The following is a 22,115-nucleotide window of genomic DNA, read 5'->3' as shown; positions in this document are numbered from 1 at the left end:
TGGGGCGGGTTCTGGCGGCTTGAGGCCGGAATCAGTGGGGGTCGGCCGGACGGTCTGTGCCCTTGCGGACCTCATCGACCTTGGCCTGCGCGTCTTTCTTCAGGTCCCCGGCCGTGTCCTTGAGGTGGTCAACGGTCTTTTCTCCGGCGCGCTGCACCTCGCCTCCCAGACGGCCCAGCGCGTCCTTGGGGCTGTCTCCCCGGCTGAGGTCGTTGGCGGCATCCTTCACGGCGTCCTTGGCGCGGGCCAAATTGCCCTCGATGCCAGGATTGACCCGCTGAAGCAGTCCGTCAACCTGTTCGCGCACGCCGGCATTCCGGCGGTAGAGGAAGTAAGCGCCCCCCGCTAGGAGCAACAGGCCCCAGGGAAAACCGCCGGAAGACATCGTCTTGCGCAGCTCCTCCACTTCGCGGCGAATGGCCTTGAGCTCCTTGTCCTGTGAGGCGAGCAGATCGGCGGTCCGGGCCTGCTGCCGGGCCACGGCCTTGCCCGCCTGCACGGCGGCCTTATGTTCCAGGCGGCTGCCTGCGCTCTGTACAGTGTCCTTGACGTTCTCCAGGGTGTCGCTGATGCTGTTCATGAGTCCTCCTTGGGTTTGGATCTCTGTAATAGATGTGAATGGATGTGGCGTTGCCGTCGTTGCTGGGGATGTGGCGGCCTGATACGTCTTCCCAGCGTAAGGGCTGCCGTGCCCCCCAACTTGAGGGCACGCTTGAGCGATCCGCCACCAGACGTTGAAGAAACCCCCACGTTGCCCGCGGGCACCATGCAGTCGAGGGTGGATGTTCCGCGTCTGCCTGAGCCCCAGCCGGTACCGTCGTTGTTGGAAAAGGTCTGGGCCGGACTCTGTAAAGTGGGACCAGCGGGAAATCAGGGAGCCCCTTGATCTGCAAAGCCTCAAAGAGGTCTGTATCCCGCTTGGTTCTCCTCTCACTCCCGCGCCGTGGTGGCAGCCCACCATGAAGGGCATGACGGATAAAAGCGACAACCCCACCTTCAGCACCGAGATGACCGACAAGCAGCGCACGGAGGTCCGCGGCGAGACCCCACGTGGCGCGAAGGTCGAACAGGGCGCGCACGCCTCGCAGGAATACATCGACGAGAACATCGAGCGTGACTCTTCCGCCGGTTTCGTCGATCCTGGCGGCTGGAAAGGCGTGGACTATAGCGGCACAGAAGACAAGACGGAAAAGAAGAAGGACGACGAGCAGTAAAGCTTTTTTCGCTGAGGCGGTCCAGGCAGTATCGCGGGGCCGCCTCCGTTGGGTTTGGGCCGTGCCCCCCTTGTGCCTCACGAGCGGCTGCCCGGCGCTGAGAGATGGGGGGCAATCATGACGCCCTCACTTCCCTAGAGAGGTCTGGCAATGGCCGGGATGCCCCCTACCCTGCGCGAACTGGCCGCATGGCTGCACGCCGAATTTGGCGAGGCGCAGCCGCTCAAGCGTGGAGGGCGTTCAGCTGTGGAGCGGCTGGCCCTGGCCCTCGAACCCGATGACCTGCCGCCCGCGCTGGAGGCCGACGCGCTGTTCCTGCACCGCTCACGGCGGCTGGGGGAGGGCTGGCCGGGTCTGGGCGTGCTGGGCGTCCATGACGGCTTTGATCTCGCGCTGACCACCGGTCCGAACCGGCGGCTGGCCCGCGTCCTGGACTGGCGTGACGTGCGGGAGGTGGTCTGGAGGGGCGAGCTAAAGGGCCTCGTGGCCGCACCTCCCCAGACCAGCTGGGACGCGGTGCGTGCCGCCCTGCACGCTGAACTGGGCGGAGAGGACAGCTCGTGGCCGCCCAATCCCGGCCCGCAGCCGCTGCGCGTGGCCCTGATGAACGCCATGAACCCGGAGCTGATCGAGCACGTCGCGGACCTGGGAGTCGGCGTTTACCTGACCGGTCAACTGCGGCCCTCTGCCTCGGTGGCGGCGCAGGCGCGTGGGCTGGGGGTCGTGGCGCTGGGCCACCGCCGAACGGAGATATGGGGGCTGCGGCAGCTCGCCCATGAACTGCAGACCCAGTTTCCCGGACTGCACACCGACGTTTATCTGGGCCGGTAAATCTGCGTCGCCCCCTTCTGGGTTGCCCCTTTCAGGCGCGGCTCCACTGTGCGGCCTGGCGCAATGCCTCGGCTGCCGCGTCCACCTCGGCGGCCGTCGTGGCCGCCCCAAAACTGAAACGCAATGAGGCGCGGGCGTCGGCCTCGCTCAGGCCGATGGCCCTCAGGACGTGGCTGGGTTCCATGGTTCCGGCGCTGCAGGCGCTGCCCGCGCTGGCCGCCACTTCCAGCAGGTCCAGATTCATCAGCAGCGCCTCGCCGTCGGCCCCCGGCAGCGTCAGCGAGGCGACCTTGGGGCTGCCCTGCGGCGGATGGTTCCAGCGCAGCCCAGGAATGGAGCTGACCGCCTGCATGAACCGGTCTCGCAGCTCCAGCAGGTGCGCGTGGGTCTGCTCCTGCGCGGCCTGGGCGTGGGTCAGGGCCACGCCCGCCGCGTACACGCCCGCCGTGTTCTGGGTGCCGGGGCGCAGGCCGCCCTCCTGGCCTCCGCCCAGCGTGACCGGGGGCAGGTCCGCGCCGCGCCGCACGTACACGAAGCCCACTCCCCGCGGCCCCCCCCACTTGTGCGCGCTGAAGGTGGCGTAGGTTACGCCCCAGCCCGGCAGGTCCACCGGCAGCACTCCGGGGGCCTGCACCGCGTCCGTGTGGTAGGGCACGCCCTGCGCGGCAGCGATGGCGGCCAGGGCGGGTGTGTCCTGCACGGTGCCCAGCTCGTTGTTCGCGTGGTGGATGGACACCAGCGCGGTGTCGGGCCGCAGCGCCGCCGCGAGGTCTGCGGGGGCATAGTGGCCGCCCCGGTCGGGGGCCAGCCAGTCCACGGTCCAGCCCTGGCTTTCCAGCCAGCGGGCGGGGGCCAGCACGGCGGAATGTTCGGTGGGCGTGGTGATCAGGTGGCCGGGCCGGCCGTGGGCGTCCTGCCACGCACGCGCCACCCCCAGCAGCACGTGGTTGTCTCCCTCGGTGCCGCCGCTGTTGGCGATGAGGGTGCGCGGGTCGGTGCCCAGGGCCGCCGCGACCCGCGCGCGGCCTTCTTCCAGCAACTCACGGGCGGCCTGACCCGCCGCGTGCACGCTGGCCGGATTGCCGGGCCGCGCGGCCGCGTGCGCGTAGGCGGCGAGCGCATCGGCGGTCATGGGGTGGGTGGCGGCGTAGTCCAGGTAGATCATGGGCGGTCCAGCACGGCGCGGCTCAGGGAGTGAGCGGACTGACCGTGGCGTAATCCGCGCCGTCGCGCCGCACGACGAACACCGCGTCCCCGCTGACCGGCACGGCCTGAGAGCTGCTCGCGCTGCGGCCCGCGAGCTGCGAGGCGTCGGTGGCCTGCAGAATCTCGCGCTCGCCGTTCGCGTCGCGGACCACCACGGTGTACGTGCCGGCGGGCAGGTCACCCGGGAAGGTGTACTGGAAGTTCACGTTGCGCGCGTCCGGGTCCCCGCTGGGAGGAGTGGCCGGAATCTCAGCCGGGCTGGGGGCGGGTTGCACTTCGGGCTGGGCTTCCGGGGTGGTCTGGTCCAGTGTGTCCTGGGGCAGTGGTTGCGGGGGCAGAGGCGGAGCCTGCGGCGCCGTGGGAGGCGGCAGCGGCAGGTCGCCGGCCGGGCGGCTGGGGGCGCTGAAGCGCGCGACGGCCACCGTCAGGGTCACGGGGCTGCCCACCGCGACCCGCACATAGGGGGCCGGCGTCTGGTCCAGCACGGTGCCCGGCGCCTTGTCGCTGGCCAGCTCGCTGATCTTGTTCACCACCAGTCCGGCGGCGCGGGCGTACTCGCGGGCCTGCGTCACTGTCAGGCCGGTCAGGGTGGGCAGCCAGCTTTCCTTGCCGCCCACACCGGTGCTGACCATCACCTGTACCGGCTGACCGCGTTGCGCGGCGGACCCCGCCTCGGGCAGCTGTGACACGACCCGGCCCTCGGCGGTGTTGGTCAGGGTGCCGTCCACCTTGAGCACCTTGCCCAGCACCATTGCCCGGCCCTTGAGGGCCGCCCGCGCCTGATCCAGGGTCATTTCCTCCACCCGCGGAACCTCGATGGACGGCGGGTTGTTTACCGTAAGGGTGACCAGACGGCCCACCGGAAGGTTGGTGCCGGCCGCCGGGTCCTGGCGCAGGATGGTCCCGATGCCCTGATTGCCCGCCTGGCCCTCGGTGTACTCCACCCGGAAGCCGGCCGCCGTGAGCTTTTCGGCCGCCTCACGCGCCTCCTCGCCGGTCACGCTCAGGACCTCGCGCACCGGGGGATTGAGGTAGGTCTGCGCGGCCTGTCCGCCCAGATAGACCGCGCCGCCCAGAAACAGCAGGCCCGGAATGAAGGCCAGCCACGCGCCGGGCTGTCTGGAGCGGCGGACCCGCCCGGCGCTCAGGGCGCTGAGCGTGCGGGCGTTGCGCGCCGCGACCTCCTCGGGGACGCGCGGCAGTGTCAGGGCGCGCAGGTAGGCAATGCGGGCCTCGGGACCGTCGAGCATGATGTCGGCGTCGTCCACGGCGTACCCGTGGGCGGCCAGCTGCGCGGCAATGGCGCCCACCGCCTCCACCGTTTCCTGATTCTTGACGGGCTGGGCCAGCACCGCGCTCAGCGGCGTGCCGCCCACCGGCTGCCACACCGCGTAATACGCCCCGGGCCGCGCGACCACATCGGTCAGCCCGGCCGGATTCAGAGACCGCAGCACCGAACGGTAGGCGTGAAAGGCCTGACGGTCGGCGGAGGTGCTGATGTCAAACCACGCCACCCGCCGGGTCACGCCCTCGGCCGCGCGCACCTCGGACAGCGTAACGTTGCCCTGCCGCGACAGCTCACGCAGCACCCCATACTTGCCGTCAATGGTGGTGGCGGTCGTGGTGGTGGGAGTGGTGGCCGTATTGACCTCGTTTGCCTGCCCCGTCATGCACCCGCCAGCATAGCGCGTGTGGCCCCGTGCCGGCGGGGGCCGTTCTTCATCCCCCCGCTGGCTGAACCACGCCTTGATCCCCGGTCCGCTGCGAAGCCTCCTGGAATGCCCGGCGCGGGTGGGCTTCACGTGCGCCCGGCACCGCAGACCGCCCCACAGCGGAGGCTGGGGGCGGTCTGATTCAGTGGGGGCGGGTTGGCGGCGCTGACTACCCGTTCTGAGGAGCAGGTTTCACGCGGCCGGATTTCAGGTCGGCTCGGTAGCTCGCGAGCTCACGTTTCACGACGGGAATCAGAAAGTACAGGCCGATGATGTTCGGGATGCTCATGCTGAACAGCATGGCGTCACTGAAGTCAATGACAGCCCCCAGGTTCATGCTGGCCCCGATCACGATGAAGATCAGGAACACGACCTTGAAGATGTTGGTCGCCAGTTCGCTCGGACCGAACAGGTACCGCACGGCGCGCGTGCCGTAGTACGCATAGCTGATCATGGTGGAGTATGCGAACATCACGACCGCGATGGTCAGCGGCCAGCCGAACCACGGAGCGACGCTGCGAAAGGCGGTGTCCGTGATGCCCACGCCGCTCAGGCCCGGCTGGGTGTACGCGCCGGTAATCACGATGGCCAGGGCCGTCATGGTGCAGATCACGACCGTATCCAGGAAGGGTTCGAGCAGACCCACAAACCCCTCCGTGACCGGGCGGCGGGTCTTGACCGGGCTATGCGCGATGGCAGCCGAACCGATCCCGGCCTCGTTGCTGAAGGTGGCGCGGCGAATGCCCTGGATCATCACGCCGATGACGCCCCCAGCCACCCCCTGCGGTGAGAACGCGCCGCTCAGGATTGCGCCGAATGCGGCGGGAATGGCGCTGAAGTTCAGGCCCAGAATGACCAGCACCGACAGGATGTACAGCGCGGCCATCACGGGCACCAGTTTGCCGGTGACATTCGCGATGCTGCGAATGCCGCCCAGAATCACGGCGCCCACCAGCGCCGCCAGGACCAGCCCGGCCAGCCACCCGCTGCCGGCCAGGGGACTGGACGCGCCGCCCGTGGCGTTCACGAGCTGCTGGTATGCCTGGTTGCTCTGGAACATGTTGCCGCCGCCCAGACTGGCGAACACCATGCACACGGAGAACACGGCGGCCATGACGCGGCCCAGCCGGGCCTTGCCGATCTCGGCCAGGCCGTCACGCAGGTAGAACATGGGGCCGCCGTCTATGCGGCCGTCTTTCTGAATCTCGCGGTACTTGACGCCCAGCGTGCATTCCACGAACTTGGTGCTCATGCCGAGCAGTCCGGCCAGAATCATCCAGAAGGTGGCGCCGGGACCGCCCAGGCTGATGGCCACCGCCACCCCGGCAATGTTGCCCAGCCCGACCGTGCCGGACACGGCGGTGGTCAGCGCCTGAAAGTGCGTGATCAGGCCCGGCGCGTCGCTGTCGGGTTTGTCGTAGCGGCCGATGGCGATCTGAACTCCGTGCCAGAACCCGCTGATGTTGATGAACCGGAAGGTCAGCGTGAAGATGATGGCCGCTGCGAACAGCCACACCACGATCAGGGGAATCGGCACGCCGCCGACCGGCACGCTGGCAAAAATCACGGACGACAGGAAGGTGCTGAGCGGGGACACGACCGCATTGACGCGTTCGTCCAGGGTAACCGGCCCGACCGGTTCAGTGGCGGCCAGTGCCTGCGCTGCGCTCCAGGTGGCTGTGGCTGTCAGGGCCACGGCCCGCGCGGGTGCCGCCCTGAGGAACGCCGCAGCCCTGCAGCCCGGGGGGGAGGATGGGATGTTGGGAGGCCGCAGAGGAGGCCACGGGGACCGGCCAATTAGGACGTTGGTGCTTCTCATCGGTTTTCACCCTAGATGCTGATTTCCGTTACAGATGAGTCTGAGCCGAAGACCGGCATAAGGGACTTACCGGTCATCCAGAGTGGGGGCTCATGGAACGGCGTGCTGTGCGGTGAAAACGGCGTCCTGCCCGGGGGTCTCACCCATGAAGGCCGGCGGCCCGCTCCGCCCGCGGCAGCCCCTTGACCCTTCCGTAACGGCAGGGCCTACGCTGAGACCTCGAGGAGGTCCTCCGTGAACGATTCCACACGTGTCCGTCCCGACCCGGTACCCGGTCCACGCTGGACCGTGGGCGAGGTTGCGCTGTTGACCCGCCTGAGTGCCCGCACGCTGCACCACTACGACGACATTGGTCTCCTCAAGCCGGGCGGACGCAGCGAGGCGGGGTACCGGCTGTACACACCCGCCGACCTCGCGCGGCTGTGGCGGGTGCTGAGCTACCGCGAGCTGGGCTTTCCGCTGGCCGAGATTGCCCGCGTGCTGGACGCCCCGCCCGGCGGCGAGGTAGAGGCGTTGCGGACGCAGGTGGCCCTGCTTAGGGAGCGGGCACGGCGCGCCGAGGCCACCTTGCAGGCCGCCCTGACCTATCTACAGGCCGCCGAGCGCGGCGAGGGAGTGTCCATGACAAATGCCGAGTTCAAAGAGATGTTTGACGGTTTTAACCCCGCCGAACACGAGGCCGAGGCCCGCGGGCGCTGGGGAGAGACCGACGCCTACCGGCAGAGTGCTGCCCGCACCGGCCGCTACAGCCGGGCCGACTGGGAAGCGGTCCGGGCCGAGATGGACGCCCTGAGCGCCCGCTACCTGACCCTGCTGCGCGCGGGCACTCCGCCCGGTTCCCCGGAGGCGCGGGCGGTCGCCGCCGACCACCGTGCCCATATTTCCGCCCGCTACTACGACGCCCCGCCCGGGATGATGCGCGGGCTGGCGCAGATGTGGGTGGCCGACGAGCGCTTCAGGCGCAACATTGACCGGGCGGGCGAGGGGCTGGCGGCGTACCAGAGTGCGGCGGTCCTTGCGTGGGCGCAGGCGCTGGAGGAGCAGGACACGGGGGGCCAGTAAGGTCGCCGGTCCGGCGGGCCGACCCTCCTCAGATCACGCGCCGTTCCACTCCCGCCTGCCCGCGCCCCAGCCGCCGTTCCAGCGAGCGCACCAGCCGGGTCAACAGGAAGGTCAGCGTGAAGCAGATCACGGCCAGGACGGCATACACCTCGAACTGGCGGTAGGTCACGCCGGTGATGTACTTGCCCTGCGCGAACAGTTCCTGCAGGGTCACGGTGCTCGCGAGGCTGCTGCCCAGGATCAGGCTGACGAACTCGTTGCCCAGTGCGGGCCGCGCGACCCGCCACGCCTGCGGCAGCACCACAAGCGCACGGCCTGCGTCCGCGAGGGGCCCGATCTGGCCGGCAGGCCGTACTACACCACGCTGAGCAGCACGATCAGCGGAATGCTGCGCACCACCTCGTGTAGCGCGGCCCCGGCCCCTTGAGTCCACGGCCTGAAGGTGAGTTGGGCCGACTTCGCTGTGACCGGCCTCACCTATACTGACCTCAGGTCGAAGCTGTCCACCCGGCAGGGGCAGGAGCTTCGCACAGATTCCGGTCATGGAATCTGCCCTCCCGACCAAACCGGGTGAACACCATGCGCAGGGAACCGCGCCGCAACATCACCGTCTTGGAGATCCTGATTGACGCGCTGTACGTCCGCAGCTGGACGTAGCGGGCCTCGCGTCCGTCTCTGCTGCCGTGTGCGGTTGATTCCAGACCGCGCCGCGCGCCGGTGTCTGAAGCTCTATCAGGAAGGAAGGTGTTGTGTATGCGGGCCTGGCTCGCCCTGTTCTCGGCCATTGTCTGCGAAGTCGCGGGCACGCTGGCCCTCAAATTCTTTGGTGCCTCGGTGCCGCTGCTGGCTGCCGCCCTTACCGGCGGGGCTGTGGTGGCGTCGTACCTGCTGCTGTCGCTGGCCTTCCGGGGGATTCCGGTGGCGGTGGCCTTTGCGGTGTGGGAAGCGCTGGGCCTGGTGCTGATCACCGTGCTGGGCGTGTGGCTGCTCCATGAGCGCGTGGAGGCCTTACAGGTGCTCGCGCTGGGCGGCTTGCTGCTGGGGGCGAGGTTGCTGCACCGTGGAACCCGCCTGCGCCCGGTCCGCCGGAGGGGAGAAGCGATATGACCGCGCCGCTGGCCGCACTGCTGCTCGCGCTGGCCGCCGCACTGGATGTGGGCGCCAACGTGCTCCTCAAGCGCTCCGACGGGTTTCGCCGCCCACTACCGGGAGTGCTGGGGCTGGTCCTGGTCCTGGGGGCTTTCGGGCTGCTGGGGCTGGCTCTGCAGGCCGTGCCCCTGAGCGTCGCCTACGCGGTGTGGGGCGGCCTGGGCATCGTGGGCACGGCGCTGCTGAGCCGCAGGCTTGAGGGCGCCGAGCTGTCGCCCACCGCCTGGCTGGGGCTGGCCCTGATTCTGGGCAGCGTGTGGCTGCTTCATGCGTCGGGCGGGGAAGCTTAGGCCATTTCAGGACCGGCGGCCGGGGGCCGCGCCGCGTTGTTTCTGCACGATCCAGCGGTCCAGCAGCTTCTGATACTCACCGCTGGCCTTCAGGCGGGTCAGCGTCCGGCTGGCGGCGGCGAGGGCAAGCAGCGGGGTCGTGCGGGACATGGATACAGGATAGGCCCGGCGCCGGAGCGCTAGCCTCTTTTGCATGGACTGGCCTGCCCCCGATGATTTCGTGTACGGCGCCCCGCTGGACCCGCCCGCGCAGTGGACCCGCCCCGGCCTGGTCATGACCTTTAACCTGGAATGCGCGGGCTGTGTCTCGCGCGGGATTCCCTTTCTCAAGCGCCTGCACGCCGAGTTTGGCGGGCGCGTGCACCTGCTGGCCGTTCACACCAGCCACGGCCACCGTGCCCTGGAGCGGGAGGCCGTCGAGCCGACGCTGATCAAATTTGCCCGCGACTTCGCCCGCCTGCCGTTTCCCGTGGCGCTGGACGTGTCGGGTGCGCTGGCCCGCGCGTGGCACACCGAGGGCACGCCGCACTGGCTGGCCTTCGCTCCCGGCGGCGAACTGCTGCGCAGCGTGTACGGCAGCCAGGACAACGCCCAGACCCGCCTGCAATACCTGCTGGAGGAATGGGCCGGGAAGGAAGGAAGTTAGGCGCGGGCCGCGCTGCAGGCTGGCCCGGGCCGGGGGGGAGGGTTCACCACACCAGCACTAGGCCGATCCCGGCCAGCACGGTCAGGACTGCGGCAAAGGCTCCGATCCACCACACCGAGAGCGTGTGTTCACCGCTGCTTTCCAGGTCGCGCGCCGACTTCCGGTAGGTGCGCAGGCCAAACAGCAGCGTCATCGCGCCCAGGACCATCAGTCCCAGCGCCAGCGTACGCAGCGCCCAGCGCGGCTCCAGGTCGCCCAGCAGGCGGGTGACGGCCAGCCCCCCGCCGATGCAGGCCAGCCCGGTGCGTCCCCACGCCGCAAAGGTCCGCTCGGCGGCCAGCGCGGTGCGCCGCTCGGCCCAGTCGGTCCGCTTCTCACCCGGCGAGCGGTCCTGCTTTCCGTCGTCTGCCATGTGGGCGCAGTCTAACCGCTGGGGTTCGTGCCCGCGCCCGTATCCTGATCCATGCGCCCGTGGATGCTGGAAGCTCCGAAAGACGCCCTGAGTGCAAGTGATGGAGCGGCGTACGCGGCGGCATGGCAGGCGCGGGATGTATCTCTGCTGCCGCCAGCGATGCCGCGCTGGCTGTTCTTGCGATGGCTGACAGAGGCAGGCTTCGTGTTGCACAGCTCGCCGCACGGGAGCATCACCCGGTTCGGGCCGCGCACGCCGTTTGACCTCAGCCCGGATGCCTTCAACAAGCGTACCGGTGTCTTTGCTGCTTCGGATGGCCTGTGGGCCATGATGTATGCGCTCAAGGACGGCTCTCGGGTGGAGCGCGTCCTGAACATGGCCTTGCAACTCGCAGACGGCGCGGGCTGGTCGCCCACGCGCTATTTCCTGTCTTTCGCGCCGCGTGCCGCGTGCCGCCAGAGGGGTGAACGGGCGCGATCTGCTGGCCCCGGGCTACGTGTACGTGCTGCCCGGTACCGGGTTCGAGCAGATGCCGCCCTACGACTGGCCGGGGCTGGGGACCGTGCTGGAGCCGCACTGGGTCAATCCTCATCCGGTTTCGCCGTTGCTGTGCGTGCCGGTCACACCGGACGACTTTCCACTGCCCGTCCGTACGCACGACGCGGCGCGGGTGGATGCACGGGCCGCCGCCGACCCGTGGGGCTTTCCGTGGCTGGAGGAATGAAAAAGGGCTGGAAGCCTGCAAGCTCCCAGCCCTTTTTTTGCGTCCGGCTCAGTCGATGCTGGCGCGCCAGCGCCACTCGGAGGCGCGTTTCATGACGTGGGCGATGCCCCCGGTGATGGCGAGCTTCTGGTTCCACGGCAGCTTCATCCAGCCGACCGCCATCAGGCCGCCCAGCGAGACGAACTCGCCCAGGGTGGTGGGCTCGTAGGCCTCGGTTTCCTCACCCTTCGCCATGCGCATCAGGTTCTTGCCGGTCAGGCGGCCCTGCTGTCCGGCGTGCTGGGCGGTGGTGGGCACCGGTTTGCCTTCCTGGTTCAGGGCCAGCCCCATGTCCCCGATCACGAAGACTTCCGGGTACCCCTTGGCCCGCAGCCTGTCGTCCACGGCCACGCGGCCGCCGGGGCCCTTCTCCAGCCGTTCGCCCTGCAGGATGTCGCGCGCCTGGATGCCGCCGGTCCAGATGATCTTGCCCGCCGTGATGATCTTCTGCTCGCCGTCCTGCGTCTGCACGGTCACGCTGTCGGCGGTGGCCTGCATCAGGCGGTGGCCGGTCAGGACGTGAATGCCGTACTCCTCCAGGGTGCGCTGCGCCTTGGCCCGCAGGGCGTCGTCCAGCACGGGCAGAATCTTGGGCCCGGCCTCGACGAGGTAGATGTTAAAGGGCGGCAGGCCGCGCGCCTTGCTGAGCATTCCGGCGCGCTGCGCGAGTTCGGTGACCAGTTCCACGCCGGTCAGGCCTGCGCCGCCCACCACGATGTCGCGGTTGCCCTGATACTCGCCGCTGTACACGCGGTTGACAAAGTTGAAGATGTCGTCGGCGTCGCTGAGCTGCTTGAGTTCGGTGGCGTTCTCGGCCAGACCGGGAATGCGGTAGAAGTTGGTCACGCTGCCCAGACCCACGACCAGCGTGTCATAGGTCAGCACGCGGCCGTCCTTGAGGCTGACCTCGCGCTCGTCAAGGTTGACGCCCTCGACGCTGGCCTGTTCCAGGTTCACGCCGGTGCCGCGCAGCAGCGGGGCCAGGGGCAGGGTCACGCGGGTGTTGTGCGCAGCGGCCTCGTGCAACCGGGTTTCGAAGGTATGGAAGGCATTTTGCTCGACGAGCAGCACTTCCAGGTCGGGGTGGGGCTTGAGTTTGGTGGCGACGGCCAGTCCCGCGTAACCGGCACCGAGAATCAGGGTTTTCATCTTCATTGCTCCTGTGAACGAATTCACGAGTTGTGGTCTTATGCCACTCCCGCAAAAGCCATCGGGACAGCATACCCGATTTGGGAACAGTGTACAGTTTCCGGCACAGTGGGCCGTAGCTTGCGCCACCCTCGCTGCGGCCCGGACCCCAGAGTTCCCTAGATGACGGCGGTGCCTGAAGACGGCGGCGGGGATTCCGGCCCGTGATCGGCCGTGCTGCAGGCGAGAACCGGCGAGTCGGATGCGGGAGAGATCGGGCGGCTTCTGATCCCCGTTTTCCCTTACTTTCCTGTTCCGTTTGACCCCTCCACCTCGGTCAGGGGGAACGGTCCGGCCAGAGGGATGCGGCCAAAACTGCTCTGGAGAACATTTCAGTATGAATTACACCGCGCCGCTGCCAATTTGTGTTTGAATGTCGCTGGTCAGACAACCCAGACGGAACGCTGCGGCGTCCGCGTTTCGTTTCGCCCAGCAGAAGACGGCCGGTTCGCCGTTTCCCAGCTCGCTTCCGACGTACTTTTTCGAGGTAGAGATTGAGACCTGCACCCCGCCCGACGTCCCGCCACGCAGCCAGTTCGCCCCAGACCGGGAGGCATCCATGCAAGTGACCATGACCGTGAACGGCAAACCCTATACCCGCGACGTGGAGCCGAGAACCCTCCTCGTCCATTTTCTGCGAGAGGACCTCAACCTGACGGGCACGCACGTCGGCTGCGACACCAGCCAGTGCGGGGCCTGCACCGTGCATGTGGACGGGCAGGCGGTCAAGAGCTGCACGGTGCTCGCCGTTCAGGCCGATGGCCTGTCGGTCACGACCATCGAGGGCCTGGGCACGCCCGCCGACCTGCACCCCCTGCAGACCGGTTTCTGGGAGCAGCACGGATTGCAGTGCGGCTTTTGCACTCCCGGAATGATCATGAGCGCCGCCGAACTCCTGAAACACAACCCCGACCCCAGCGAGGAAGAGATCCGTTACCACCTGGAGGGCAACTACTGCCGCTGCACCGGGTATCACAACATCGTCAAGGCCGTGCAGCACGCGGCGGGCATGATGGCGGGCGGCGAGCAGGGCAGGCAGGCAGCGGACGACTAAGGACGCGGTACGCCGGACGCCGGACGCGAAATCGAGACGTAATAGACCGCGCCGCGCCGCGCACCGCCTCCCCCCGGAGGCAACAAGATGACCAGCAACCCAGGCGACTCCCGCAGCGACAAGTATTTCGGTCAGGCCCTCAAGCGCAAGGAAGACCCCCGCTTCATCACCGGTGCGGGCAACTACACCGATGACATCGTGCTGCCGGGCATGCTGCACGCGGCCATGGTCCGCAGCCCGTACCCGCACGCGAAGATCACCGGCATCAACAAGGACAGTGTGACGGGCATGCCCGGTGTGGTGGCGGTCATGACCGGCCAGGACATCAAGGACGCGGGCATCGGCAGCATTCCGGTTGGCTGGCTGCTGCCTGAACTCAAGACGCCGGCGCACCCCGCTATTGCGCTGGATGAGGCCAACCACGTCGGCGACATCGTGGCGGTGGTGGTGGCCGAGAACCGCGCCCTGGCCGAGGACGCCGCCGCGCTGCTGGAAGTGGATTACGAGCCCCTGCCGTCGGTGGCCTTTGCGGGCGCCGCCGTCGCGGAGGGAGCACCTGTGGTCCACGACGACGTGCCGGGCAACGTGGCCTTCAACTGGGAAATCGGTGATCCGGTGGCCGTGCAGGAGGGTTTTAACCGCGCCCACAAAACGGTCAAACTCCGGCTCACCAACCAGCGCCTGATTCCCAATGCCATTGAGCCGCGCGCCTCGCTGGCCCAGTTCACGCCGGCCAGCGGCGAGTACCTGCTGTACACCACCTCGCAGAACCCGCACATCCACCGCCTGATCCTGGCCGCGTTCGTCATGAACATTCCCGAACACAAGCTGCGCGTGATCAGCCCGGACGTGGGCGGGGGCTTCGGGTCCAAGATCTTTCAGTACCAGGAAGAGGTCATTGTGCTGCTGGCCGCCCGCACGCTGGGCCGACCGGTGAAGTGGACGGCGCGGCGCAGCGAGGCCTTTGTCAGCGACATGCAGGGCCGCGACCATGAAACCGAGACCGAGATGGCTGTGGACGAGAACGGTAAGATGCTCGCCTTCCGGGTCAATACCCTGGCGAACCTGGGGGCGTACCAGACCCTGTTCGCGCCCGCCGTGCCCACCTACCTGTACGGCACGCTGTGCAACGGGGTGTACAAGCTGCCCGCCGTCCACGTCAAGGTGCAGGGCGTCATGACGAACACCGTGCCGGTGGACGCCTACCGCGGTGCGGGCCGCCCCGAGGCCACCTACGCCGTCGAGCGCACGGTGGACGCCATGGCCCACGCGCTGGGCGAGGATCCCGCCGAGTTCCGCCGCAAGAACTTTATTCAGCCGGATGAGTTTCCGTACCAGACGCCGGTGGCCCTGGTCTACGACAGCGGCAACTATGAGCCTGCCCTCGACATGGCCCTGAACATGATGAAGTACCCCGAACTGCGCGCCGAGCAGGCACGCATGAAGGGCGGCAACAAGATTCTGGGCGTGGGCGTCATCAGCTACCTGGAAGCCTGCGGGCTCGCGCCGTCGGCCCTGGTGGGGCAGCTCGGCGCGCAGGCCGGGCAGTGGGAATCGAGTTTGGTGCGCGTGTACCCCACCGGCAAGGTGGAACTGTTCACCGGATCGCACAGCCACGGGCAGGGCCACGAGACGGCCTTTCCGCAGATTGCCGCCGATGAACTGCAAATCCCTATCGAGGACATTGACCTCGTTCACGGCGACACGGGCCGCATGCCCTACGGCTGGGGCACCTACGGCAGCCGCTCGGCGGCGGTGGGGGGCAGCGCCCTTAAGGTGGCCCTGCAGAAGATCACGGCCAAGGCCAAAAAGATCGCCGCCCACCTGCTGGAAGCCTCGGAGGAGGACGTGGAGCACGCGGACGGCGTGTTCCGCATCAAGGGTGCGCCGGACCAGGCCAAGACCTTCTTCGATGTGGCCCTGATGGCCCACCTGGCCCACAGCCTGCCCGACGGCATGGAGCCGGGGCTGGAGGCCACCGCCTTCTACGACCCCAAGAACTTCGTGTATCCGTTTGGCACGCACGTTGCGGTGGTGGAAATCGATACCGACACCGGCAAGGTGGAACTGCGCAACTACGGCTGCGTCGATGACTGCGGTCCCCTGATCAACCCGCTGATCGCCGAGGGACAGGTCCACGGAGGCATCGCCCAGGGTGCCGGGCAGGCGCTGTGGGAGGAGGGGGCCTATGACGAGGAGGGCAACCTGCTTTCCGGATCGTACATGGAGTACACCATGCCCCGCGCCGATGACCTGCCGATGTACCAGATTGACCACACCGTGACCCCCAGCCCCCACAACCCACTGGGGGTGAAGGGCATCGGTGAGGCCGGAACCATCGCCAGCAGCTCCGCCGTCGCCAACGCCGTGCTGGACGCGTTGTGGCAGGAGTGCGGCATTGAGCATCTGGACATGCCCTACACCGCCGAGAAGGTCTGGAAGGCCATTCGTGAGGCACGCGGCGAGATGGGCCAGGCTGCCGACGACTGAGGTCCGGAGGATGGACCAGGCGGGCCGGATGCAGGCCACCACCGTCCACCTCCGCTTCACCACTTTTCCCCCGGAGGGAACATGTATCCAGTCAATTTTGATTACCAGAAGGCGGCCAGTGTGGAGGACGCGCTCAGGGCCATGGCCGACAACCCCGACCTCAAGGTCATCGCGGGCGGACATTCCCTACTGCCCGCCATGAAGCTGCGGCTCGCCCAGCCGCCCGCCCTGCTCGATATCTTTGGCCTGGACGAGTTGAAGGGCATCAAGGAGGACGGGGGGTTCTACGTGGTCGGCGCCATGACGACACACGCCGAGGTGCTGCGCAGCGATCTGCCCCTCTTTCCCGAGGTGGCGGGCTGGGTCGGAGACCCGATGGTGCGCAACCGGGGAACCATTGGCGGCTCGATGGCCCACGCCGATCCCAGCGCGGACTACCCGGCGGCGGCGCTGGCCGTGGGCGCAGAGTTTGTGATTCGCGGTCTGGGCGGTGAGCGGACCGTGGGGGCCGACGACATGTTTGTGGGCATGTTCGAGAGCGCCGTGCAGCCGGGCGAACTGCTGACCCACATCCGCATTCCGAAGGGAATCAGCGCGAGCGTGTACGAGAAATACCGTCACCCGGCCAGCCACTACGCCATCGTGGGGGTGGCGCTGGCCCGCCACGCCGACGGGCAGATCCGGGCAGCTTTCACGGGCGCGGCCGAGACGGCGCTGCGGCTGAACAAGCTGGAAGAACGTCTGAACGGAGGCCAGGAGGCCGGGACCGGGCTGGTGGACGGCGCAGACCTGCTGGGCGACCGGTTCGCCAGCGCCGAATACCGCGCGCACCTCGTGGACGTGCTTTCGGGGCGGGCAGCGGCAAGACTGGGTTAGGCGCCGTTCTTTCCCTCAGAGTCCTCTCCTGACCGGGGAGGACTTTTCCGTGGTCCCCGGCGACCGCCGTTATCCGATCAGCCCCGCCACCCCGTTGATCGTCACGGCCACGATAACCGTTCCGAACACGTAGGACAGCACGGCGTGCCCCAGCAGCAGCCGCCGGAAGGCCCGTGAGGTGACGGCGGTGTCGCTGACCTGAAAGGTCATGCCGATGGTGAAGGACAGGTACGCGAAGTCGCGGTAGTCGGGGTCGTCCAGCGTGCCGTCCGGTTCCCTGGGAAAGGCAACCCCGCCGCCGCCCGTGTAGAACAGCCGCGCGTAATGCAGCACATACTCGGTGTGGACGAGCAGCCATGAGGCTGCCACCGTGAGTACGGCCAGCGCGGTCAGGGCGATGGAACCTGGGCCCTTCTCGCCGCTGGCCTGATGCAGCGTGAAGATCACGCCCACCAAGCTGACCAGCGCCGCCGTCAGGGTGAGGCCGCCCGCCAGCGCCCGTGTGTCGTCCTCGCGCAGGGCCAGCGCCCGCGTCCGCTGTGGCGTGGCCGAGCCGAGCAGCGGCCACAGCTGTCCAAGCACCGCCGCGCAGAAGGCCACCCAGCCCACGAGCACCCGCGCCTCCCAGGGCCACGCGGCGGGCGTCAGCAGGCCCACCCCCGCGCCCACCACCGCCCCCAGCAGCGGGCGAAAAACGGCGTGCGGAACGCGCTCGGCGGTGGTCATGCGCAGAGCTTACGCTCCCGCCCCCGGCGTCGTCAGGAATGCGACAGATTCGCGGCCTACCATCTGGGCATGAATGGTCACCTGCGTACCGCCGCCCTCCTGGCCCTGAGCGCCACCCTGGCCGGCGCGGCTCTGGTACAGGCCAACGTGGTGCCCCAGGCCACCCGGCCTGCTCCGACCACCTTCCGCACCCTGCAGTACACCTGCGGCGCGGGGCAGAAAATCAGCGTGACCTACCTGAACTACGGCGCAGACGGCCCCACCTTCGCCGTCCTGAACTGGAACGGTGGGCAGTACGGGCTGGCCCCGGCCCTCAGCGCCAGCGGCGCACGCTACGCGGCCCTGGCTGGCCCGGTGGGGGCACGCGGCGGTCTGGAATGGTGGGAACATGCCGGAGAGGCAACGCTCAGCACCTTTGTGGACGGCATGGCGACCCCCCGAGGCCTGCTGACGGATTGCAAGGCGGGGTGAGCTGGGACATACACTGAGGGCACCATGCCACGCCATCCCCGGGCCGCGCTGATATTCATCGTCGTCGCCATCCTGAGCAGTTGCGGCAGCGCTCAGAAGCTGGCGGCAGGTCAGGCATCATACCGATCTGGAGAAGTTATGACGGTGCGGTTCACAGGTGTTCCGCTGGATCACGTTGTAGGAGGCCCCCGCTATCTGGAACTGGTGAACACAGGCGCTCCCAGAACCGTGATTCAAACTGCTTACCTCCAATCTGATCCCGAGGGCCTCATCCAGTTTCGAGGTGTTCCAGCCGGCCAGTATGAAGTGCATCTTCGTTATATGAGCGCAATGAACGTGGTCCAGGCGCGCACCACCATTTCCATTCAGGGTACGGCTGTCCAGACGCCACAGGCGGGTCCATCGTCTGCCCGTACCTCCCCGGCACCCTCTGCGGCTTCACCAGCACGGCAGTCGGCTGCCGCTTCCAGATCTACGCCGTTGCCTGTCAACCCACCCATGGGCGAATACGCCGTCTACCAGTGGAATGGACCTGGGGGCCTCGCCTATCAGTATCGGTTTTCTTTAGTGGATGCCAAACGCTATCGGGTCCGGGACAACGAGTGGGGCGAGTACACCTACAGTGCGTCGAGCAAACGCCTGACTTTTGTCTCAGGTCCTTTGCGGGGCTTTGGAGGGCTGTACTACACCACCGGCCGGAATGCGGATGGCCCGACCATCGCCCTGAATCCCAGGGGCACGGTGACCGATCTTGAAGAGCGGGCCAATGGCACCTACCAGTTCGCATTCTTTCGCCCAGGAGGTGTGAAGTAAGGGCCTGGAGTTAAGGAGGGATGTCTTCAGATGTGTACATTCTTATCAGGAATGCATATTGAGATCGATGAGATGACCTCCGACTGTTCAGGCCGTTCCTAAAGGCAGAGTCAGCTTTCATAACGTTCCATCGCTTCCCCTCCCCTTCGCCTCTCCCGCGTACAATCTTGCGCGTGACTGTCGCCGCGCCCAACCTGTCCAAACTGCTGCCCGCTGCCCCGCCCGGAAACCTGCTGCTGCTTCCGCAGGTGGCGCGTGCGGCGCTGTTCGCGGCCTTTCCGGGGCCGGCAGTGCTGCTGACCACGCCGGACCGTATCGGCAACTACGCCTCGGCGGGGGCGCTGGGTGCGCCGGTGTCGGTGAATCCGGGTCTGCGCGACTGGGACACCCGGCACGAGCATGTGGTGCTGGACGTGAACACGGCGCTGGACCTGTTTCCCTCTCGCCCGGAGGACCATGCCCTGAGCCTGCGTGTGGGCAGCAGCTACCCGCGTGAGGCGCTGCTGTCCCGCCTGGAGCGGCTGGGCTACGAGCGCGGCGAGGAACCCGGTTACGAGCTGCGCGGCGACACGCTGGAACTGCGCCTGTCTCCCGGCGCGGGTCGTCCCGCCGACGCCGACGGTGACCTGTGGGTGCGCGCCGAGTTCTTCGGCGACGAACTGGATACCCTGCGCCTGCTCGCCCCCGGCGAACTGAACGGCGAGAAGGCCCAGGCTTTTGCGCTGGAGCCGACCGCCGACTACCTCACCGAGGTGAAGTGGGACGCCACCCGGCTGGACCTGTTGCCGGGCCGCGTGTTTCTGGATTCGCCGGAGTTCTATGCCTCCAGCCTGGGCGTACTGACCGACACGCTGTGGCCCCGGCTGACCGGGCGCGAGGTCACCAGCTTTGGCCGCGCGCCCATCGAGCTGCCGGACCTGCACACTGGCCTGGAAACCCTGCCGTTCTACCGCGCCCGCCTGAGCGATCTGGAACACGATGTGACCGAGTGGCGGGGGGCAGGCTACCGGGTGCTGATCCTGGTGCGCCATGACCGCACGGCGGCGTATCTGGCCGACAAACTGCTGAACACCCACGAGATTCCGTGGCTCAAGCTGCCGCGCGTGGAGGAGGGCGGTCTGGGCTTCCTGCGGGCCGGGGGCGAGGGCGGCTTCGTTATTCCCGAACACCGCACCGTGGTCATCACCGAGGACCTGATCTACGGTTTTCAGGGTGGCTCGGCTCTGCGGGGCAAGCGGCTTTCCGGGCGCCCGGTCACCGATGCCCTGGGCCTGCACGTGGGCGACTACCTGATTCACCCGGAACACGGTATCGGGCAGTTTCAGGGCCTGGAGACGCGCACGGTTCTGGGCGTGACCCGCGATTACCTGAACCTGGAATACCGCAAGGGCGCGCGCCTGAGCGTGCCCATTGAGCAGTTGCCGGTGCTGCGCCGCCACCCCGGCACCACCGACGACCCGCCCGTGCTGAGCAGCTTTGACAAGAAGGACTGGGCCAAGGCCAAGGACAAGGCCCGCAAGAACGCCGAGGAGGTGGCGGCCAAGCTGCTCGTGCAGTACGCGGCGCGGCAGGTCACGCCGGGCAACACCTTCGGGCCGCTGCCCGAGTGGGAAGCGCAGATCGAGCAGAACTTCCAGTTTGAGCTGACCGGCGACCAGCGCACGGCCCTCAAGGAGACCCTCAAGGATCTGGAACGGTCCAACCCCGCCGACCGCCTGATCTCCGGCGACGTGGGTTTCGGCAAGACCGAGGTGGCCCTGCGCGCCGCGCACCGTGTGGTGGGGCACGGCATGCAGGTCGCTGTCCTCGTGCCCACCACCCTGCTCGCCGAGCAGCACACCTCCACCTTCGTGGAGCGCTTTAAAAACCTGCCGGTGCGGGTGGAGGGCCTGTCGCGCTTTACCGGCGACAAGCAGGCGAAGAACATCCTGCGCGACCTCGCTGCCGGCAAGGTGGACATCCTGATCGGCACGCACCGCCTGCTGAGCGGCGACATCGAGTTCAAGAACCTGGGCCTGATCATCGTGGATGAGGAGCACCGCTTCGGCGTGTCGCAGAAGGAAAAGCTGCGGGCGCTGCGTGGCCTGCCCGCCATGACCGACGGCAAGCTGGAGGTGCCCGAGGGCGTCAAGGCGGTGGACACCCTGGCGCTGTCGGCCACGCCGATTCCACGCACGCTGTACATGAGCATGGTGGGCCTGCGCGACATGAGCAGCATCCAGACCCCGCCCAAGGGCCGCAAGCCCATCCAGACCATCCTGGCCCCCTTCGATCCGGTGACGGTGCGCGACGCGATCATCAGCGAGATCGAGCGCGGCGGCAAGGTTTTCTACATCCACGACCGCATCGCCTCCATCGGGGCGCGCAGCCTGTACCTGCGCAACCTGGTTCCCGAGGCCCGCATCGGCGTGGCGCACGGCCGCATGAACGAGGAGGAACTCGAGGAGATCATGCTGGGCTTCGAGCAGGGGGCCTTCGACGTGCTGCTCTCCACCACCATCGTCGAGACGGGGCTGGACATACCCGAGGCGAACACCATCCTGATCGAGCGCTCGGACCGGCTGGGCCTCGCGCAGCTGTACCAGTTGCGGGGCCGGGTGGGCCGCCGGGCCCAGACCGCCTACGCCTACCTGTTCTACCCGCCGCGCATGACCGAGACCGCGCAGCGCCGCCTGTGGGCCATCGCCGACCTGCAGGACCTGGGCTCCGGGCACCTGCTCGCCGAGAAGGACATGGAGATCCGTGGGGTGGGCAACATCCTGGGTGAGGAGCAGCACGGGCACGTACAGGCCGTGTCCATCGACGTGTACACCGAGATGCTCTCGGAGGCGGTGGCGCGGCTCAAGGGCGAGAAGATTCAGCCGCCCGTCAGTATCTCCATTGACCTGCCCATCAACGCCCGCCTGACCCCCGAGTACTTCGGCGGCGACGACGAGGCGCGGATTGCTACCTATGGCCGCCTGTCGGAGGCGCGCACCCTGCAGGCGGTCAGCCGGGTGGAGCGTGACCTGCGCAAGAAGTACGGTCTGCCCAGTCCCGACGTCCAGAACTTCATCGACCTCGCCAAGCTGCGGCTGACGGCGGCGGCCAAACGGGTGCTGAGCATCGGCGAAACCATGACCGAGTTGCAGGTGACCTTTGCCTACAAGGCGCTGGACTATGACGCGGCTGGACTGCGGCGCTTTCCGCACAGAACAGAGGTGCAGGTCTTTCCGCCCAGCGTGAAAATGGACAAACGCGGCATCAAACCGGATGACTATGCCCGCATGGTCATCGAGCTGCTGGGCTACTTCGGGTAAGTCCAGGGGTATTCCTGAACCCCAGGGCAGGCTCCGGCCCGCTTCTGGCGTGCGGCCATTCACGGGGCCTACACTGGAGCCACCACCTGTCTCT

Annotated in this window: 23 protein-coding genes; 13 read left to right on the top strand and 10 right to left on the bottom strand. The window is 67.7% G+C overall.

The genetic code is table 11. The annotated features are described in order from the left end of the window. Positions 1-31: 31 nt before the first annotated feature. Positions 32-580: a YtxH domain-containing protein gene (locus IEY21_RS11030; protein WP_188904364.1), complete on the bottom strand. Its 549-nt coding sequence runs from the start codon at positions 578-580 to the stop codon at positions 32-34. Between the two features lie 379 nt (positions 581-959). Between IEY21_RS11030 and IEY21_RS11025 the strand changes: the two genes are divergently transcribed. Then, on the top strand, positions 960-1,214 hold the full coding sequence (locus IEY21_RS11025) for a hypothetical protein (RefSeq protein ID WP_188904362.1): 255 nt from the start codon (positions 960-962) through the stop codon (positions 1,212-1,214). Between the two features lie 150 nt (positions 1,215-1,364). Continuing rightward, a complete protein-coding gene (locus IEY21_RS11020; RefSeq protein ID WP_229753045.1) occupies positions 1,365-2,045 on the top strand; it encodes a Nif3-like dinuclear metal center hexameric protein in 681 nt (226 codons plus the stop codon). A gap of 31 nt (positions 2,046-2,076) precedes the next feature. Here IEY21_RS11020 and IEY21_RS11015 read toward each other — a convergent pair whose 3' ends face one another. The 3 genes from IEY21_RS11015 to IEY21_RS11005 form a co-directional block, all read right to left on the bottom strand. Continuing rightward, positions 2,077-3,210, bottom strand: coding sequence for a cysteine desulfurase family protein (locus IEY21_RS11015; protein ID WP_188904360.1), 1,134 nt, complete (start codon positions 3,208-3,210; stop codon positions 2,077-2,079). A gap of 22 nt (positions 3,211-3,232) precedes the next feature. Beyond that, positions 3,233-4,921 carry a PASTA domain-containing protein gene (locus tag IEY21_RS11010; RefSeq protein WP_188904358.1) on the bottom strand — a complete coding sequence of 563 codons (1,689 nt, stop codon included), beginning with the start codon at positions 4,919-4,921 and terminating at the stop codon, positions 3,233-3,235. Between the two features lie 211 nt (positions 4,922-5,132). Then, positions 5,133-6,659 carry an alanine/glycine:cation symporter family protein gene (locus tag IEY21_RS11005; protein WP_229753044.1) on the bottom strand — a complete coding sequence of 509 codons (1,527 nt, stop codon included), beginning with the start codon at positions 6,657-6,659 and terminating at the stop codon, positions 5,133-5,135. Positions 6,660-7,016: 357 nt separating this feature from the next. Between IEY21_RS11005 and IEY21_RS11000 the strand changes: the two genes are divergently transcribed. Further along, entirely contained in the window at positions 7,017-7,844 is an 828-nt protein-coding gene (locus IEY21_RS11000) for a MerR family transcriptional regulator (RefSeq protein WP_229753043.1), read from the top strand. A gap of 28 nt (positions 7,845-7,872) precedes the next feature. Here IEY21_RS11000 and IEY21_RS10995 read toward each other — a convergent pair whose 3' ends face one another. Together IEY21_RS10995 and IEY21_RS17015 are read right to left on the bottom strand one after the other, a co-directional pair. After that, on the bottom strand, positions 7,873-8,148 hold the full coding sequence (locus IEY21_RS10995; RefSeq protein WP_229753042.1) for an ABC transporter permease subunit: 276 nt from the start codon (positions 8,146-8,148) through the stop codon (positions 7,873-7,875). 50 nt (positions 8,149-8,198) lie between these two features. Further along, positions 8,199-8,321 (bottom strand): hypothetical protein, encoded by a 123-nt coding sequence (locus tag IEY21_RS17015; protein ID WP_268237794.1) that lies wholly within the window; start codon positions 8,319-8,321, stop codon positions 8,199-8,201. Positions 8,322-8,597: 276 nt separating this feature from the next. Here IEY21_RS17015 and IEY21_RS10990 point away from each other — a divergent pair, with 276 nt between their 5' ends. Together IEY21_RS10990 and IEY21_RS10985 are read left to right on the top strand one after the other, a co-directional pair. Continuing rightward, positions 8,598-8,951 (top strand): DMT family transporter, encoded by a 354-nt coding sequence (locus tag IEY21_RS10990; RefSeq protein WP_188904354.1) that lies wholly within the window; start codon positions 8,598-8,600, stop codon positions 8,949-8,951. Then, a complete protein-coding gene (locus tag IEY21_RS10985) occupies positions 8,948-9,283 on the top strand; it encodes a DMT family transporter (RefSeq protein ID WP_188904352.1) in 336 nt (111 codons plus the stop codon). The genes IEY21_RS10990 and IEY21_RS10985 overlap by 4 nt, the downstream gene beginning before the upstream one ends. 6 nt (positions 9,284-9,289) lie before the next feature. Here IEY21_RS10985 and IEY21_RS10980 read toward each other — a convergent pair whose 3' ends face one another. Next, positions 9,290-9,433 carry a hypothetical protein gene (locus tag IEY21_RS10980; RefSeq protein WP_188904435.1) on the bottom strand — a complete coding sequence of 48 codons (144 nt, stop codon included), beginning with the start codon at positions 9,431-9,433 and terminating at the stop codon, positions 9,290-9,292. Positions 9,434-9,476: 43 nt separating this feature from the next. Between IEY21_RS10980 and IEY21_RS10975 the strand changes: the two genes are divergently transcribed. Continuing rightward, on the top strand, positions 9,477-9,929 hold the full coding sequence (locus IEY21_RS10975; RefSeq protein ID WP_188904350.1) for a TlpA family protein disulfide reductase: 453 nt from the start codon (positions 9,477-9,479) through the stop codon (positions 9,927-9,929). A gap of 43 nt (positions 9,930-9,972) precedes the next feature. Here the strand turns inward: IEY21_RS10975 and IEY21_RS10970 are convergent, their stop codons facing one another. Further along, on the bottom strand, positions 9,973-10,341 hold the full coding sequence (locus IEY21_RS10970; RefSeq protein WP_188904348.1) for a YidH family protein: 369 nt from the start codon (positions 10,339-10,341) through the stop codon (positions 9,973-9,975). A 463-nt stretch (positions 10,342-10,804) separates the two neighbouring features. On the opposite strand from IEY21_RS10970, the gene IEY21_RS16835 reads away from it, so the two are divergent. Beyond that, complete coding sequence (locus tag IEY21_RS16835; protein WP_229753041.1) at positions 10,805-11,065, top strand: hypothetical protein; 261 nt, start codon at positions 10,805-10,807, stop codon at positions 11,063-11,065. 48 nt (positions 11,066-11,113) lie between these two features. On the opposite strand, the gene IEY21_RS10960 is transcribed toward IEY21_RS16835, so the two are convergent. Beyond that, positions 11,114-12,253, bottom strand: a complete 1,140-nt coding sequence (locus IEY21_RS10960) for an NAD(P)/FAD-dependent oxidoreductase (protein WP_188904346.1) — start codon at positions 12,251-12,253, stop codon at positions 11,114-11,116. A 598-nt stretch (positions 12,254-12,851) separates the two neighbouring features. On the opposite strand from IEY21_RS10960, the gene IEY21_RS10955 reads away from it, so the two are divergent. From IEY21_RS10955 to IEY21_RS10945, 3 genes are all read left to right on the top strand, one after another. After that, complete coding sequence (locus tag IEY21_RS10955) at positions 12,852-13,346, top strand: (2Fe-2S)-binding protein (protein ID WP_188904344.1); 495 nt, start codon at positions 12,852-12,854, stop codon at positions 13,344-13,346. 87 nt (positions 13,347-13,433) lie between these two features. Beyond that, the gene (locus IEY21_RS10950) at positions 13,434-15,836 is read left to right on the top strand and encodes a xanthine dehydrogenase family protein molybdopterin-binding subunit (protein ID WP_188904342.1); all 2,403 of its coding nucleotides are present in this window, start codon (positions 13,434-13,436) and stop codon (positions 15,834-15,836) included. 81 nt (positions 15,837-15,917) lie between these two features. Further along, positions 15,918-16,712, top strand: coding sequence for an FAD binding domain-containing protein (locus tag IEY21_RS10945; RefSeq protein WP_188904340.1), 795 nt, complete (start codon positions 15,918-15,920; stop codon positions 16,710-16,712). A gap of 69 nt (positions 16,713-16,781) precedes the next feature. Here IEY21_RS10945 and IEY21_RS10940 read toward each other — a convergent pair whose 3' ends face one another. Continuing rightward, the gene (locus IEY21_RS10940; RefSeq protein WP_188904338.1) at positions 16,782-17,438 is read right to left on the bottom strand and encodes a DUF1345 domain-containing protein; all 657 of its coding nucleotides are present in this window, start codon (positions 17,436-17,438) and stop codon (positions 16,782-16,784) included. 69 nt (positions 17,439-17,507) lie between these two features. On the opposite strand from IEY21_RS10940, the gene IEY21_RS10935 reads away from it, so the two are divergent. From IEY21_RS10935 to IEY21_RS10925, 3 genes are all read left to right on the top strand, one after another. Continuing rightward, positions 17,508-17,909 (top strand): MliC family protein, encoded by a 402-nt coding sequence (locus IEY21_RS10935; protein ID WP_188904336.1) that lies wholly within the window; start codon positions 17,508-17,510, stop codon positions 17,907-17,909. Positions 17,910-17,933: 24 nt separating this feature from the next. Beyond that, on the top strand, positions 17,934-18,722 hold the full coding sequence (locus tag IEY21_RS10930) for a hypothetical protein (RefSeq protein ID WP_188904334.1): 789 nt from the start codon (positions 17,934-17,936) through the stop codon (positions 18,720-18,722). 173 nt (positions 18,723-18,895) lie between these two features. Continuing rightward, positions 18,896-22,021 carry a DEAD/DEAH box helicase gene (locus IEY21_RS10925; protein WP_188904332.1) on the top strand — a complete coding sequence of 1,042 codons (3,126 nt, stop codon included), beginning with the start codon at positions 18,896-18,898 and terminating at the stop codon, positions 22,019-22,021. Positions 22,022-22,115: the final 94 nt, after the last annotated feature.

Source organism: Deinococcus aerophilus (assembly GCF_014647075.1).
Taxonomy (GTDB): domain Bacteria; phylum Deinococcota; class Deinococci; order Deinococcales; family Deinococcaceae; genus Deinococcus; species Deinococcus aerophilus.
The sequence above is the reverse complement of the archived record's forward strand: the minus strand, read 5'-3'. Positions and strand labels throughout refer to the sequence as shown.